General features: G+C 63.7%; 12 protein-coding genes. 2 read left to right on the forward strand and 10 right to left on the reverse strand.

Annotated features, from left to right (window positions below; genetic code table 11):
- Window positions 1-158 precede the first annotated feature (158 nt).
- The 10 genes from EYW47_RS38615 to EYW47_RS38660 all read right to left on the reverse strand — a co-directional run bounded on the left by EYW47_RS38615 (window position 159) and on the right by EYW47_RS38660 (window position 13,056).
- Window positions 159-1,022, reverse strand: a complete 864-nt coding sequence (locus EYW47_RS38615) for a glycine betaine ABC transporter substrate-binding protein (RefSeq protein WP_133200068.1) — start codon at window positions 1,020-1,022, stop codon at window positions 159-161.
- Window positions 1,023-1,272: 250 nt separating this feature from the next.
- Window positions 1,273-2,421 carry an FAD-binding oxidoreductase gene (locus EYW47_RS38620; protein WP_133200069.1) on the reverse strand — a complete coding sequence of 383 codons (1,149 nt, stop codon included), beginning with the start codon at window positions 2,419-2,421 and terminating at the stop codon, window positions 1,273-1,275.
- Window positions 2,422-2,739: 318 nt separating this feature from the next.
- Window positions 2,740-3,981 carry an aromatic ring-hydroxylating oxygenase subunit alpha gene (locus EYW47_RS38625; protein ID WP_133200070.1) on the reverse strand — a complete coding sequence of 414 codons (1,242 nt, stop codon included), beginning with the start codon at window positions 3,979-3,981 and terminating at the stop codon, window positions 2,740-2,742.
- A gap of 51 nt (window positions 3,982-4,032) precedes the next feature.
- The gene (locus EYW47_RS38630) at window positions 4,033-4,830 is read right to left on the reverse strand and encodes an electron transfer flavoprotein subunit beta/FixA family protein (protein ID WP_133200071.1); all 798 of its coding nucleotides are present in this window, start codon (window positions 4,828-4,830) and stop codon (window positions 4,033-4,035) included.
- On the reverse strand, window positions 4,827-5,996 hold the full coding sequence (locus EYW47_RS38635) for an electron transfer flavoprotein subunit alpha/FixB family protein (protein WP_133200072.1): 1,170 nt from the start codon (window positions 5,994-5,996) through the stop codon (window positions 4,827-4,829). Before EYW47_RS38635 ends, EYW47_RS38630 begins: the two co-directional genes overlap by 4 nt.
- Window positions 5,997-6,000: 4 nt before the next feature.
- A complete protein-coding gene (locus tag EYW47_RS38640) occupies window positions 6,001-7,935 on the reverse strand; it encodes a (Fe-S)-binding protein (protein ID WP_133200073.1) in 1,935 nt (644 codons plus the stop codon).
- Between the two features lie 3 nt (window positions 7,936-7,938).
- On the reverse strand, window positions 7,939-10,002 hold the full coding sequence (locus EYW47_RS38645; RefSeq protein WP_133200074.1) for an NADH:flavin oxidoreductase: 2,064 nt from the start codon (window positions 10,000-10,002) through the stop codon (window positions 7,939-7,941).
- A gap of 52 nt (window positions 10,003-10,054) precedes the next feature.
- On the reverse strand, window positions 10,055-10,588 hold the full coding sequence (locus EYW47_RS38650; protein WP_133200075.1) for a DUF5943 domain-containing protein: 534 nt from the start codon (window positions 10,586-10,588) through the stop codon (window positions 10,055-10,057).
- A 138-nt stretch (window positions 10,589-10,726) separates the two neighbouring features.
- Window positions 10,727-11,698, reverse strand: a complete 972-nt coding sequence (locus tag EYW47_RS38655) for a dipeptidase (RefSeq protein WP_133200076.1) — start codon at window positions 11,696-11,698, stop codon at window positions 10,727-10,729.
- An 83-nt stretch (window positions 11,699-11,781) separates the two neighbouring features.
- Window positions 11,782-13,056 carry a serine hydroxymethyltransferase gene (locus EYW47_RS38660; protein WP_133200077.1) on the reverse strand — a complete coding sequence of 425 codons (1,275 nt, stop codon included), beginning with the start codon at window positions 13,054-13,056 and terminating at the stop codon, window positions 11,782-11,784.
- Between the two features lie 433 nt (window positions 13,057-13,489).
- Here EYW47_RS38660 and EYW47_RS38670 point away from each other — a divergent pair, with 433 nt between their 5' ends.
- Both EYW47_RS38670 and EYW47_RS41225 read left to right on the forward strand, forming a co-directional pair.
- Window positions 13,490-14,512 carry a GlxA family transcriptional regulator gene (locus tag EYW47_RS38670; RefSeq protein WP_133200079.1) on the forward strand — a complete coding sequence of 341 codons (1,023 nt, stop codon included), beginning with the start codon at window positions 13,490-13,492 and terminating at the stop codon, window positions 14,510-14,512.
- A gap of 377 nt (window positions 14,513-14,889) precedes the next feature.
- The gene (locus tag EYW47_RS41225) at window positions 14,890-15,060 is read left to right on the forward strand and encodes a hypothetical protein (RefSeq protein ID WP_165976807.1); all 171 of its coding nucleotides are present in this window, start codon (window positions 14,890-14,892) and stop codon (window positions 15,058-15,060) included.
- The last annotated feature ends 1 nt before the right edge of the window (window position 15,061 follow it).

Consider the following 15,061-nt stretch of genomic DNA (forward strand, 5'->3'; position numbering starts at 1 on the left):
GCTGCAAAGAAAAGTAGGTGCCGCCCCGCACAGGGGCAACACTAATAGACCGACATGAAAACAAGGAGAGGCCAAAGCACCAGGCCAAAGTACTAAGCCAAAGCACTATATAACCCGCGCCAAGGACCTCCATCCCGCACAAAAAAGAACCCTAGCGATTACTGCGCGCCCTGCGCCCAATCATTCACACGATCGCCATGCGCAGCAATCCATGTATCAGCGGCGGCCTCGGGCTTCGCGCCATTCTGAATAGCGAGCATCACGCTATCGATCTCACCCGGCTTCCACTGAAATTTCTTGAGGAACGCGACCACAGGGGGCGCCTTCTTCTCAAGATCCGGGTTCACCACGCTATCGACATGCTCCGCCGCACCGTAGATATCCTTGGGATCTTCAAGGAAGCGCAGCTTATACTTAGCGAACATCCAGTGCGGCGTCCAGCCGGTGACGATCACCGGCTTCTTCGCGTTGACGTCGCGCGCCAGCTCGGCCGTCATGGCGCTGCCAGAGCTTGGCATGACCGTGTAATCAAGCCCGTATTGCTTGACCACATCGTCGGTCTTTCTCATCACGCCCGCGCCAGCGTCAATGCCAACAATACGCCCGCCAAACGCACTCTTTTGCGCATTGAGGTCGTCAATGCTCTTGGCACTCACATAGTCAGGCACAACGAGACCAATCTTCGCGCCGGAGAAGTTCGTGCCGAGATCGACGACCTTATCCTTGAACTGCGCCCAGTACGCGCCCTGCGTCACGGGCAGCCACGCGGAGAGCGTCGCATCCAGATCGCCGCGCGCCACGCCTTGCCACATGATGCCCGCCGCCACCGGCACGAGCTGCACCTGGTAGCCGTAGCGCTTTTCAATGATGCGCGCCGCCACGTTCGACGTGGCCACGCTGTCGTCCCACCCTTCCACGTAGCCGATCTTTAGCGTCGGCTTGCTGTCCGCGAACGCCGAACCACTCAAACCCACCATCGCCGACATCACGCCGGTCCACAACAGTTTTTGCAGCAGCTTCACGGTCGATCTCCTCTAATTGGACACGCACCCGTCGTGCATCTCCAGATTCCCCCGCCACAATGTGTTGTTATCGTTGATTTGCGACGCTAACTTGTCGTTCTGCGACATGCGTGTTTGCGACATGCGCGTTTGCGACGTGCGCGTTTGCGACGTGCGCGTAGGCGAGTTGCGCACAGGCATATGCACACAAGCGACATGCGCGTGGGCGACATGCGCCCGGGCGACGTGGTCGTGTGGTCCTTGCCGTGCGTTACTTGTCGATCACGAGATCGGACAGTGGCTTCGAGCAGCACATCAGCGCCATGCCCTGGTCGATTTCGCGCTGGCGGATGCCGCCGTTGTGCTTCATCTGCACCTGGCCCGAGACCAGCTTGACCTTGCAGGTGCCGCACATGCCCTGCGCGCACGACGAAGGCAGCCGTACGCCGGCCTGGCGCGCGGCCTCCAGCACGTGCTGGTTCGTGCCGCACTGAATCTCGCGATTGCTCTTCGCAAACGTGACCTTGAACGTGGCGGCTTCCTCGCTCGTTTGCGCCGGTGCCTCGGCCAGCGCCTGAGCCTGCGTCTCGGGCTCGCTCGCGTTGAGCGTCTCGAACGAGAAGCTCTCTTCGTGATAGTGCTCGCGCGGGAATCCGGCTTCCTCGAGCAGGTCACGCACGGCCTTCATATACGGCGCGGGCCCGCAGGTGAAGATCTCGCGCTCCATGAAATCCGGGGCAATCAGCTTCAGCAGCGGCAGCGTGAGAAAGCCAGTCACGCCAGGCCACGCGGTGCGCGCACCCAGCCGCTCGCAAACGAACGATGTACGGAAGCGCGTATGGCTCGCGGCGATCAGCTCGAGCTCGCGCGCGAAGATGATGTCGTCGGGCGTGCGCGCGCTATGCACGAACACGATGTCGCGATCCTCCGCGAGATCGTGGTGCGCGCGGCTCATCGACATCAGCGGCGTGATGCCCGAGCCCGCGGAAAGGAACAGATACTTGTTGGCCGGATGGCGCGCGCAGGTGAATTCGCCGCCCGGCCCGAGCACGCGGATCGACGCGCCCAGTTGCAGGTTGTCGTGCAGCCAGTTCGACACCTTGCCGCCCGGCACGCGCTTGACCGTGATGGAAATCGTGTGCGGCCGCGCCGGCGACGACGAAATCGTATAGCACCGGTTCACCGGCTCACCGTCGATCTCCAGCTCGAGCGTGACGAACTGCCCCGGCTCGAACGAAAACGTACGGCCTTGCGGCGAACGAAAGAAAAAGCTCTTTACGTCGTGCGTTTCCTGCCGCACATGGCAGCACACGAGCGTTTCCTCGGCATCGCTCGTCCAGCGCTCCGGCAGCGTGCCCCAGAAGGCCGGGCGCGTCACCCGGCTGTCCGTGGGATCGAATTGGGCCGCATCTCGCATCATGTCAAACTCCGCTCTACTCGCGCATTAGGGCCTGTTCCCGCTAATAACAGGCTCGCGAACGTGTCTTTCCGGTCGCAGTGCAAGGAGCACGGCGCGCCGTTTGGCCGAGCCAAACAAGCGACGCGCGACGCCGCAATGCGGCCGGAAAGACACGTTCCCCAAATTAACTATTGCCATTCCACGGGCTGGCCGCCAGAAGGGCCGATCGCCGCGTCATGCTCCTCACGAATACATCGAGTATTCGCTTCGTCGCAATCCTGGCGCTCGGCCCTTCTGACGGCCAGCGCGAGCCTGTTATTAGCGGGAACAGGCCCTGGCTTATGCGCCGATTTTTTCGGCAAGACGGCCCACATACCAAGCCGTGAATTTTTCGACGAGACCCTCGGTGTACGGCGAGTACGGGCCCGGCTCATAGGCGCTGCTGCCCGCGCCGCGCTGCGAATACTCCACGAGCGTGCGGTCCTGGTCGTTGGTCGCATTCCAGACGGCGGTGAGGTTCGCCACGTCGTAATCGACGCCTTCGACCGCGTCCTGGTGCACGAGCCAGCGCGTGCGCACGAGCGTTTCGCCAGCCGAGAGCGGAATCACCGAGAACGAGACGATGTGATCGCTCATGAAGTGATGCCACGAGTTCGGCTGCGTCCAGAACGAGAGGCCGCCGAGATCGGCCGTGCGGAACTCGCCGAGCAGCTTCTTCGAAGCAACCTTGGCGTCGAGCGTTTGCGATTCGCCGCTGCGGTCGAGCGGCAGGCGCTGCGTGCGAAAGCCCGTGACGTCGAGCAGCTTCTCCACCTCGACCGACGGCAGGTTCAACTCTTCCCACTGCTTCGCGCGTTCGACGCAGGTGCGCTCGAAGGCGTCCATGCCTTCCGCGTTCGCGTCCGAGCGCTGATAGCCGAAGCCGTATTCGTAGAGCGAGATCGTCAGTTCGGGGTGGTTCGCGACGCAGTGATAGCATTCGCGATTGTTCTCCATCACGAGCTTCCAGTTGCCCTTCTCGACGATGTCGATCTGCGCGGCCACCTTGCAGTTGGGCAGATCGTGCGGCAGCAGATACGGCTCCATGGCCGCGCGCATCATCGCGAAGTCGGCGGGCGGCTCGTCGGCGAGGCAAATGAAAATCAGGCCTGCCAGGTTCTGCACATGGACGGTCTTGAGGCTGTGCTTGCAGCGGTCGAACTGCTCGCCCATGTGCTCGGCGAACATCAGTTCGCCGGTCAGGTTGTAGGTCCAGCTGTGATACGGGCAGACGATGTTGCCCACTGTCCCCTTGTGCTCGTTGCACAGCCGCGCGCCGCGATGGCGGCACACGTTATGAAACGCGCGCACTTGCATGTCGTCGTCGCGCACGATCAGGATCGACTCGCCGGCGAGCTCCACCGTCACGTAGTCGCCCGGCTCCGGAAGCTCCGGCTCCGTGGCCACCTGAATCCAGTGTTGACGGAAGATCGCCTCCATGTCGAGCGCGAAAATGTCCTCGCTGCGGTAAAAGGGTGCCTCGAGGCTGTAACCCGCCTGGCGCCGCTCCACCAGCGCGCGAATGTCTGCCGATACGTTCATCGTGTGCTCCGGATTTTTCATCTCTGGTTCTTGCCGACAGATCAGCAAATATCAGTAATCGATGAGTTGATGCTCGCGCAAATACGCAAGGATCACTTGTGCTTTTTCGACCGAACTCCCCTCAATTACGACGCTCCCGCCCCGGCTTTCGGTCGTCACCGCGGACAGCATCCGGGCATGCCCGGAGCGCTTCTCGGCGGCGGCGAGCTTGACGGGCTTGCGCTCGATGGGGCCCACCTTCCAGGCGGCAGCCTCATCGCTCGCAAAGCGCGTGGCGCGTTGGGGCCGGATAGTGCCCGCGCGCAGCCGGGCATAGGCGTACTGCGGCTCGGCGTTGGCGAGCGGATGCACGGCGATCACCGCCGGCAGCGTCGTTTCCACGCGGCGGCGCAGCCCCTTGGGCAGGAACTGGCGCACCGTTGCGCGGCCCCCTTTTGCATCCCTTGCGACGTCGATGTCCACGGCGCTGCCCACCAGCGGCGAGCCCAGCGCCGCCGCCACGCTGTATGGCAGCATGCCGCTGTCGTGGGCGCCCTCGGCGCGCGTGCCGGTCAGCACGAGGTCGTAGCCGCGCACGCGTTCGGCGAGTGCGCGCGCCGCGTCGTCGCCTGGCGCGCAGGCGAGCACCTCGACTTCGCGCGCGCCCAGCGCGAGGTATTCGGCGAGCGCGGGATCGTTGGCGTCGCCCGCGTGAAGCACGTCGAGTTGCGCGCGATGCTGGCCGGCGAGCTTGCGGCCGATCTCCAGCGCCTGCGCATCGTTGCGGCTATAGCGCGGCGCGCCGCTTACGGGGTGGCGGCCCGCCGAGACCAGCACCGCGATGCGTTCTATCTGTCGTTGCGCGCTCATGCGGCCACTCCTGCGGGTTGACGTTGTTCGGCGGCAGCCGGTGCTTGCCCACGCGTCGCGCGCGCGCTCTGCACCTGCTGGATCAGCGCGGCGATGGTCTGCTGTGCGTCGCCCACCACGGTCAGGTTCGCGCGCTTGGCAATCGGCGCGCTGCCGTCGAGATTCACGGCAATCACGTGACGGCAGTCCTTGATGCCCTGCAAATGCTGGACGGCCCCGGAAATGCCGAACGCGATATACACGCTCGCCTCGACCGTCTTGCCGGTCGCGCCCACCTGCTTGTCGCGCGTGAAATGGCCGTTGTCCACGGCCACGCGGCTCGCGCCGATAGCCGCTCCGAACGCGCCCGCGAGCCGCTCGAACGACGCAATGTCGGTCACGCCGTTGCCCGCCGAGACGATGAAGTCCGCTTCTTCGAGCGCCACCTGGGCGGCGTCCATTTCCTCGAGGCCCAGATCGCGATAGGGCTGCCCGATATCGCCGGCCGGGCGGATGAAGTCGCCCGCGAGGCGCTCGCCCGCGCCCACGAAAGGCAGCTTCGCGTCGACGGCGTTGGGCGCAAGCAGAATCACATCGGGCAGCGCACGTGTTGCAAAAGCGCGCTTCGCCTGTTCGTAGCTGCCTACGTGCTTCGCGTCGATCTCGACCACGTGCGTTGCCACGCTCGCGCCTGCCGAGGCGGCATAGCGACGGCCCAGATCGCCGTCGCCGGTTGCGTTGTCGGGCACGAACACGTGCTTGGGCGCCAGCGCCGCAGCGCAGGCCTGCAACGCGCGCAGTTCCGTTTCCGGCGCGAACGCGCGGCGCTCGAAGCCCGGCAGCTCGATCAGCTTGTCCACGCCGAGCGCCGCTGCATCGTCCTTCAACTCGCCGAACACGAGCAGCGCGACTTCGGTTTGCGCATCGGCCAGCAACGCCGCGGCGGCGATCGTCTGGCACGTGTGGTCGTCGAGCGCGCCGCGCTCGGCATGCGCCACCACCAGCATGACTTGCTTCGGATCGCTAACTTGCCGCCGTGGCTTCACAGCAGCGCCGCCATGCGCATGGGCGCTCCAGTGCGCAGCGCTTTCATCCGCGCTGCCACTCTCGCCGAGCGTGATACGCCTGAGTCCGGCCGCCGTAATGATGAAGGGGCGGCGCGGATCGATTCGTTTGATCGCGTTCATCGGTTCACTCCAGCGAAGCTGCAACGAGTTCGGCCACGTCGAGCACCTCGGGGCGCGGACCCACGACGCCTTCGAGCATCGCCGTGCAGTTCGGGCACGCCACGGCGACCACTTCGGCGCCCACCGCCTTCGCGTCGGCGATGCGGATGTCGGGAATGCGCTGCTTGCCCGGGATGTCGGTCAGCGGCGCACCGCCGCCACCGCCGCAGCAGCGTCCGCGCATGCCGTTGCGCTCCATCTCCACCACCTGAATGCCGATGGTCTTGAGCAGCTTGCGCGGCGCTTCGGTTTCGCCGTTATAGCGGCCGAGATAACACGGATCGTGATACGTGGTGCGCTTCTCGCGCAACGCCTCGACGGCCTTCGGCGCAATCTTGCCGCTCGCGGCCAGCTCGGCGAGGAAGGTCGTGTGATGCAGCACCTCGTAACGCGTGCCGAGCGCGCGGTATTCGTTGCGCAGGCTGTGCATCACGTGCGGGTCGGCGCTCACGATGCGCTTGAAGCTCAGCGTGGCGAGGGTGCCCATCATCTGCTTCGCCATGCGCTGGAACGTCGCCTCGTCGCCCAGACGGCGCGCCACGTCGCCCGTGTCCGTTTCCTGCCCGCCGAGCACGGCGTAGCTCACGCCCGCCTTGTTGAGCACCTTGACGAGCGCGCGCAGCGTGCGCTGATAGCGCATATCGAATGCGCCCTCACCCGCCACCAGCAGCACGTCCACAGGCTTGCCCGGCTGCGCGATGGGCGCGTTCAGGTCGACCGACCAGTCGTAGCGCGCGGCCTTGTCGTAGCCGCCCATCGTGCCCGTCTCGCGCAGATTCGCGAGCACTTCGGGACCCTTGCCCGGCACCGTGCCGTGCACGAGCGTCTGGTTGCGGCGCATGTCGACGATGGCGTCCACGTGCTCGATCAGCATCGGGCACTCCTGCACGCAGGCGCGGCAGGTGGTGCACGACCACAGCGTTTGCGCTTCGATCAGGCCCGAGACGATCGGGCCGCCGGGCGAGCCGCCATGCTGGCCGACCTTGATGCCAGGCGTCGGGCTGCCCGCGTAGGCCGCGTCGGTGCCGCCCGCCATGCCCACCACGAGGTCCTGAATCAGCTTCTTCGGATTGAGCGGCTGGCCCGAGGCGAATGCGGGGCACGCGGCTTCGCATTTGCCGCACTGCACGCAGGCGTCGAAGCTCAGAAGCTGGTTCCAGCGGAATTCCACGGGCTTCGCCACGCCATACTCCTGCTGCTCGATATCGGGCAGCTTGAGCGCCGTGGGCGGCGTGGCGGTGCCGTTGCCGGTCCAGCCTTCACGGGTGGCGGCAAAGCGCTCCTGGCGCGGGTGAAACGCGAGGTGCAGCAGGCCCGCGATTGCGTGCTTCATCGGGCCGCCCTTGGCCGCGCCGAACGTCATCGCGAACGCGCCCACGCCGATCAGCAGCGCGCAAAGCACCGCGAAGCCACCCGACATCGCGCCCGTCGGCACGAGCATGAACAGCACGAGGCCGAGCGCGAACGAACCGAGCACCCAGGGCAGCGTATTCCACGGGCCTTTGGACAGACGCGCGGGCACGTTCTTCGCGTGACGGCGGCGCCACACGAACACCACGCCAACCAGCATCGCGAGCGCCGCGAGGAAGATCAGTTTGTCGAGCCACGGCGAGTAGATCGCGAGCCCGTAGTTGATGAACACGAGCGCGAGCGCCGCAATCGCGCCGCCGGCGGTCGCCACGTGCGTCTTCGCGATATACGGGTCGCGCGCGACCACGTGGTGCAGATCGACGAAATAGCGCTTCGGAATGCTGAACAGCTTGGTGAAACCGAAGGCGCCGAACGATCCGGGCGCCGTTGCGCGCCCGACGCGCCAGTAAGCGGCCCGCTTCGCGACGGCGAACGCGAGCCCCGCCATCGACAGCCACAGCAGCGCGGTAATCAGCCAGGTCGGGTTCATGGGTCAGAAGTCCTTCACGAGCCGCAGCGCGTCGTAGATCGCACCGTGGATGTTGTGCATCGAGATGCAGTCGCCAACGCGGAACAACAGGAAGCGGCCATTGCCGAGCTCTTCGGAGAGGCACGGCTGCGCTTCGGAAGCGAACAGCTTGTTCACGTCGACCTGGCCGTGGTTCACCGATTCGTTCTTGAGCTTCCAGTACAGCTCGTCGTTTGGCCGCGTGCCGTTCTCGACCACCACCTGGTCGACCGCGCGCTCCTCGAGCTCTTCCGTGTACTCGTTGCGCAGCACCGCGATCTTCTTGCCGTCCTCTTCGTAGACGCGATCGAGCCAATAGTTCGGCGTCAGCACCGCGCCTTGCGCGTACAGCCGGCGATAGAAGATCGGGAACGTCGTGCCGCCAACATCGTCCGCCACCTTGACGTCCGGCGTCACGATCTCGACTTTCGAGCCGCGGCTCGCGATGAAGTCGGCCACGCCCGAGCCCGCATGCGTGCTGATGCCGTCATAGATCAGTACGTTCTGCTTCGGCTCCACCTTGCCCGTGAGGATGTCCCACGCGCTCACGGCCAGGCCTTCCGCCACGCCCCAGCCCGGCACTTCCTCCGTGTAGCTGTGGCCGCCAGTTGCGAGCACAACGATGTCCGGCTTTTCGGCCATGATCATCTTCTCGTCGGCCGCAACACCGAGCCGGCGATCCACGCCCAGGCGCTTCGTTTCCATGTCGAACCAGCGCACGATGCCGGCCATCTGCTCGCGCTGCGGCGCCTTCGCCGCGATCATGATCTGGCCGCCGACTTCGGCGTTCTTCTCAAACAGCACGACGTCATGGCCGCGCGAGCGCGCGACGCGCGCCGCTTCCAGGCCCGCCGGGCCCGCGCCCACCACCACCACCTTGCGCTTCGGGCCGCGCGATTTCTCGATCACGTGCGGCATCGTCGCTTCACGCGAGGTCGCCGCGTTTTGCACGCACAGCACGTCGAGGCCGTTGTACTGGCGGTCGATACAGTAGTTCGCGCCAACGCACTGCTTGATTTCGTCCTCGCGCCCGTCGCGGATCTTGATCACCATGTGCGGATCGGCGATCTGCGCGCGCGTCATCCCGACCAGGTCGATCATCCCGTTCGCCAGCAGGCGCTCGGCCTGGCCCGCGTCGCGGATGCTCTGCGCGTGCATCACCGGCAGCTTCAGCACCGACTTGATGCCCGCGGCGAGGTGCACGAACGGTTCCGGCGGCAGCGCCATCGGCGGCATGCAGTTCACGAGCGTGTTGTGCGTGTCCGCGCCCGAACCCACCACGCTGATGTAGTCGATCAGACCGGTCGCTTCCATCGCCTGCGCGATTTCCTTCGCGTGCTCGTGGTCGATGCCGTTCTCATGGAATTCGTCGCCGCACATGCGCAGGCCGACGCAGAAGTCACGGCCCACGGCTTCGCGCACCGACTTCAGCACTTCGATGCCGAAGCGCAGACGGTTCTCGAAGCTGCCGCCCCATTCGTCGGTGCGGAAATTCGTGCGCGGGCTCCAGAACTGGTCGACCAACTGCTGGTGCGCGGCCGAAATTTCGATGCCATCCATCCCCGCGCTCTTCACGCGAGTCGCGGCGGCCGCGAAGTCCTTGATGATCCGCTTGATTTCCTCGACTTCGATGACCTTCGCGTTGCCGCGGTGCACCGGCTCGCGCACGCCCGAGGGCGTCACCAGGTGCGGCCAGTGCTCGCCGTGGTAGGCATTGCGGCGCCCCATGTGGGTCGCCTGGATCATGATCTTCGCGCCGTGACGGTGCATCGCTTCGGCGAGGCGCGACAGCGGATCGATGACCTTGTCAGTCGTCAGGTTGACCGATTTCCACCAGCCCTGCGGGCTATCCATCGACACCGGGCTCGACCCGCCGCAAATCGCAAGGCCGACGCCACCCTTCGCCTTTTCCTCGTAATAGCGGATGTAGCGGTCTCCCGGCAAGCCGCCCGGCTCGGCATAGACCTCGGCGTGCGCCGTGCTGACAATGCGGTTACGCAGCGTCAGCTGATTAAGCTGGAGGGGTTTGAACAGGTTGGGATAGCGCATCGCAAGCGACCTCTGGCGTTCGTATGTCTCGTGTTACTTGGTGTGGTTTTTATCAGTGGGCGATCGGCGACACTTCGAAGACGCAGCGATCATGGCCTTCGGCCGCGCACTGCACTTCCTTCGATTGCGAGCGCGGCGCGCCCTTGCCTTCCGGCGTCGTGTCGTTGACCCAGTCCATCGCGCCGGCGAACCAGCCCGCGAACATGTAGCAGAGCTTGCCTTCCTTGCCCGGCTGCTGGAGCACGAACGACGAATGGCGCAGCTCGATCTTCGCGCGCGCGCTCGACGGATCGGCCTCGACGATCGAGAACAGACCCCAGCCGCGCTGCGACAGGCGCTTCAGGTAATGCTCGAACACCGCCATGCCGGTCAGGCCGTGCAGCTTCGCTTCCTTGTCGCACCAGTGATATGCGGACTTGTAGCCGGCCTTGTAGAGGATTTCCGCATACGCATCGACGCCGAGCGCTTCCTCAACCGCGACGTGATTGTTCGTGAAGAAATGGCGCGGAACATACAGCATCGGCAGCGCGTCGGTGGTCCAGACGCCGGTTTCGGGATCGACGTTGATCGGCAGTTGCGGTTGCATCGTGGTGACTCCGTGAGGGAAAAAAGCCGCTTGCGTCGTTGCGCAGGCGCGGCATCGCCCGTGTGCCCGCGCGGCTTGCGCGGGCACAGCCCATTGTTTCGTTTGTTGTTTCGCTTGCTCGCTCGACTGTCCTGTGGCTTACGCGCCCCAGACGTCCTTGTACACGCGCACCCAGTTCTCGCCCATGATCTTGCGGATACGCGACTCCTTCCAGCCAGCGCGTTCCATCGCGGCGGTCAGGTTCGGGAATTCGCCGATCGTGCGGATGCCTTCCGGATTGACGATCTTGCCGAAGTTGGTCAGCTGGCGATAACGGCCCTTGTCATGCGTGAGCATGTCGAAGAACTCTTTCGCGTAATCCTGCGTGAAGTCCGTGCCGATCCCCACCGTGTCTTCGCCGGCGATGTTCACGACATAATCGATCGCCTCGATATAGTCCTCGATGGTGGATTCGATCCCGCGCTTGAGGAACGGCGCGAACATCGTCACGCCGACGAAACCGCCCGCATCCGCGATTTCCTTGATCTGCGCATCGCTCTTGTTGCGCGGATGATCCTTCAAGCCCAGCGGCAGGATGTGCGAATAGCACACCGGCTTCTTCGAAAACGCGATCGCTTCCGATGACGTGTTGCCGCCCACGTGCGAGAGGTCGACCATGATCCCGACGCGATTCATCTCGGTGATCACTTCGCGGCCGAAATCGGAAAGCCCGCCGTCACGCTCGTAGCAGCCGGTGCCGACCAGGTTTTGGGTGTTGTAGCAAAGCTGCACGACGCGCACGCCCATGTCGGCGAACGCTTCGATATAACCGAGGTTGTCTTCGAACGCGTGCGCATTCTGGAAGCCCAGGATGACGCCAGTCTTGCCTTCCTTCTTCGCGCGGAAGATGTCTTCGGTCGTGCGCACCAGCGTCAGCAGTTCGCTGTTCTCGCGAATCTGCCTCTTCATCACGCCGATGTTGTCGACCGTCTTCGTGAAGTTCTCCCACACCGACACGGTGCAGTTCGCAGCCGTGATGCCGCCCTTGTGCATGTCTTCGAATACCGGCCGTGCGAACTTCGAAATGTTCAGGCCGTCGATGATGATGCTGTCCTGATGCAGCGTGCTCATGTGTCTTTACTCCAGTCTTGTCTGACGCCGATGCGGGTCGATTTTGTCGGGCGACGGGCCCGGCATGCCGGGCCCATGGGTCATCAATAGATCGGGAAGCGTTCGCAGAGCGCGAAGATCTCGCGGCGCACGCGCTGCTCGGTGGCGGCGTCGCCTTCCGGATGCTCGCGCAGCGAATCGAACACTTCGAGGATCAGGCGGCCGATCTCGCGGAACTCCGCCACGCCGAAGCCGCGCGTCGTGCCCGCCGGCGTGCCGAGACGAATGCCCGAGGTGACCGTGGGCTTTTCCGTGTCGAACGGAATACCGTTCTTGTTGCAGGTGATGCCGGCGCGCTCGAGCGCCTGCTCCACTTGCGCGCCCTTGAGGCCCTTGGGTCGCAGGTCCACGAGCAGCAGATGGTTGTCCGTGCCGCCGGTGACCAGATCGACGCCGCCTGCCTTCAGCACTTCGCCCAGCGCCTGCGCATTGGCGAGCACGTTGTCGATATAGGTCTTGAAGCTCGGGTCGAGCGCTTCGCCGAACGCCACCGCCTTGCCGGCGATCACGTGCATCAGCGGGCCGCCCTGCAGGCCGGGGAACACGGCCGAGTTGATCTTCTTGGCGATTTCTTCTTCGTTGGTGAGGATGAAGCCGCCGCGCGGACCGCGCAGCGTCTTGTGCGTGGTGGACGTGACCACATGCGCGTGCTCGACCGGATTGGCATGGCGGCCGGCGGCGATCACGCCCGCGATATGCGCCATGTCGACCATCAGCTTCGCGCCCACGCCATCGGCGATCGCGCGGAAACGCGCGAAATCGATCTGACGCGGATAAGCGGAAAAGCCGGCGATGATGAGGCTCGGCTTGTGCTGCTGCGCGAGCTCCTCGACCTGGTCGTAGTCAATGCGCATGGTTTCGCGGTTCACGCCGTACTGGACCGCGTTGAACCACTTGCCCGAAAGCGCGGGCTTCGCGCCGTGCGTGAGGTGGCCGCCCGCGTCGAGCGACATGCCGAGGACGGTGTCGCCCGGCTTGGCCAGCGCGAGCATGACCGCGCCGTTGGCCTGGGCGCCCGAATGCGGCTGGACGTTGGCGAAGCCGGCGTTAAAGAGCTGCTTGATGCGATCGATCGCCAGCGACTCGATATCGTCCATGAATTCGCAACCGCCGTAATAGCGCTTGCCGGGATAGCCTTCCGCGTACTTGTTGGTCAGCACCGAGCCCTGCGCCTCCAGCACCGCGCGCGACACGATGTTTTCCGACGCGATCATTTCGACCTGCGACTGCTGCCGCTCGATTTCTTTCAAAATGCTTTTACGCACCGCGGAGTCGCGCTCGGCGAGCGGCTGCGAGAAGAAAGCTTGAGTATTCGACATAGAGCATCCGTGACGATGTGAGATGAATGGCCGCTACCGCGCAAGGCCCCGCCCCGCCTGGGTTTCCCGCGTTCGGGACGGTGGCGGTTGACGGCTCTATTCTTGTCGTTCGGATTTATGGTCGATGTATGAATTCAGACGCGTTCTTTTCCTTTTCCGCCATCGGCGTCCATTTTTCACAAGTAAACCCGGTCGCTGACCATAGGTGGAATGATTTCCGATCCGAACAATCATCAGATGTATTCACGGCGAATGGAAATGACCCCGGGTCTCACGCGCTTTGGGCGTACCATGGACATGCCCACCTGTATTTTTGTCCGGCTTGAATTAGGGTTTAGCCGCATGGCACACTGGACGTGCCAGATTCCAGAATTGCGGTAGCCTGGCCCCGGCTTCCGGCCCATGGCTTCAGAAAGAAAGGAATCGTCCCCCCATGTTGCCCGACCGTTCGGCGTCACTGGCGCATTTCGCGTTCATGCCGTTGCCCAACTTCACGATGATCGCGTTCACGAACGCCATCGAAGTCCTTCGCATGGCTAATTACCTGAGCGGCCAGCCGCTATACCGGTGGTCGATCATCAGCCCGCAGGGCGGCCAGGTCATGGCAAGCAACGGACTGTCCATCGACACCGGCCCGGCCGAATGCGCGGGCCAGCCCGATATCGTGTTCGTGTGCGGCGGCGTGGATGTGCAGCGTGTGACCACGCCAGAGCATCTCTCGGCGCTGCGCCGCTTTGCGCGCATGGGCGTCACGCTCGGGAGCCTGTGCACCGGCACCTATGCGCTTGCCAAGGCGGGCCTGCTGGCTGGTTATGCTTGCGCGATCCATTGGGAGAACATGTCGGCGCTAAAGGAGGAGTTTCCGTCCACGCGATTCCTCAAGGAGCTCTTCGTGGTCGACCGCGACCGCGTGACCTGTACCGGCGGCGTGGCCCCGCTCGATATGATGCTCAATCTGATCACGGCGCGCGTGGGCACCGCGCGTGTCACGCAGATTGCTGAGCAGTTCGTGGTCGAGCACGTGCGTGATACCAGTGCGCAGCAGCGCATGCCACTCGTCGCGAGGCTCGGGTCGGCGAACAAGTCGCTGTTCGAAGTCATCTCGCTCATGGAGAACAATATTGAGGAGCCGCTGTCGCGGGAAGAGCTCGCGCGGCTCGCGAATATGTCGCAACGGCAGTTGCAAAGGCTGTTTCATGAGCATCTCGGGATGACGCCGACGCATTATTATCTGACTTTGCGGTTGCGGCGCGCGCGTGAGCTGTTGCTGCAGACCGATATGTCGATTATGCAGATCACTATGGCGTGTGGGTTTCAGTCTGCTTGCCACTTTAGTAAGAGCTATCGCGATGCGTTTGGGAATGCGCCGACAGGGGAGCGACGTAAGCGCATCGCGCCGCTTTCTGGTGTGGATACGCCAGGTTTGACGGTCGCGCCGTCGCTTTCTACTCATTGAGCGCTGCAAGGACATGTGCGTAGAAGCCTAAAGCCGGTCACAAGAAAGGAATGTCTGACACAGCGATGCCGGTTTCCCCTGTGCAGGGACAACTGCCCGCATGGCCCAACATTGTTGCCAGGAATCGCTCAGATTTCCATTATTAGCCGCTTCGCGCTATCCATTTCTCATACTATCGGACACCCCCTATCGTCTAACCGCAGATATGGGATATGGGCGAAGTCCGATTTTTCCACTTTTCTGCGATTTAATTGAGAATTTCAAGGGTTATTGATCGAACCCTTCGACATTTCCTGTTCATCGCGTCTACTCTGTCACGCTCGAAGTTGCCTGTACAACGGCTTTCCATCGCCGCTTCAACGTGACATGGATGACGTATGAATACTTTGACAAAGCGCTTTAAGGACGCTCAGCGCCACCTGAGCGCACGGCTCACGGAACATCTCGAGATCTGGATCGGCGCACTGGGCGATAACGAACTCGCCGTACCGCCTGTCCTATCGAACAGCGATCTGACGATCAATTGCCTGCGCTCTCATACGGACTGAT

This window comes from Paraburkholderia silviterrae (assembly GCF_004353915.1).
In the GTDB taxonomy this organism is placed as follows: Bacteria; Pseudomonadota; Gammaproteobacteria; order Burkholderiales; family Burkholderiaceae; genus Paraburkholderia; species Paraburkholderia silviterrae.

Excerpts from the sequence above, each read along its gene's own strand:
- EYW47_RS38640 (WP_133200073.1), bottom strand. The coding sequence starts at position 7,935 with ATGAACCCGACCTGGCTGATTACCGCGCTGCTGTGGCTGTCGATGGCG.
- EYW47_RS38635 (WP_133200072.1), bottom strand. The coding sequence starts at position 5,996 with ATGAACGCGATCAAACGAATCGATCCGCGCCGCCCCTTCATCATTACG.
- EYW47_RS38620 (WP_133200069.1), bottom strand. The coding sequence starts at position 2,421 with ATGATGCGAGATGCGGCCCAATTCGATCCCACGGACAGCCGGGTGACG.
- EYW47_RS38645 (WP_133200074.1), bottom strand. The coding sequence starts at position 10,002 with ATGCGCTATCCCAACCTGTTCAAACCCCTCCAGCTTAATCAGCTGACG.
- EYW47_RS38660 (WP_133200077.1), bottom strand. The coding sequence starts at position 13,056 with ATGTCGAATACTCAAGCTTTCTTCTCGCAGCCGCTCGCCGAGCGCGAC.
- EYW47_RS38630 (WP_133200071.1), bottom strand. The coding sequence starts at position 4,830 with ATGAGCGCGCAACGACAGATAGAACGCATCGCGGTGCTGGTCTCGGCG.
- EYW47_RS38650 (WP_133200075.1), bottom strand. The coding sequence starts at position 10,588 with ATGCAACCGCAACTGCCGATCAACGTCGATCCCGAAACCGGCGTCTGG.
- EYW47_RS38670 (WP_133200079.1), top strand. The coding sequence starts at position 13,490 with ATGTTGCCCGACCGTTCGGCGTCACTGGCGCATTTCGCGTTCATGCCG.
- EYW47_RS41225 (WP_165976807.1), top strand. The coding sequence starts at position 14,890 with ATGAATACTTTGACAAAGCGCTTTAAGGACGCTCAGCGCCACCTGAGC.
- EYW47_RS38625 (WP_133200070.1), bottom strand. The coding sequence starts at position 3,981 with ATGAACGTATCGGCAGACATTCGCGCGCTGGTGGAGCGGCGCCAGGCG.
- EYW47_RS38655 (WP_133200076.1), bottom strand. The coding sequence starts at position 11,698 with ATGAGCACGCTGCATCAGGACAGCATCATCATCGACGGCCTGAACATT.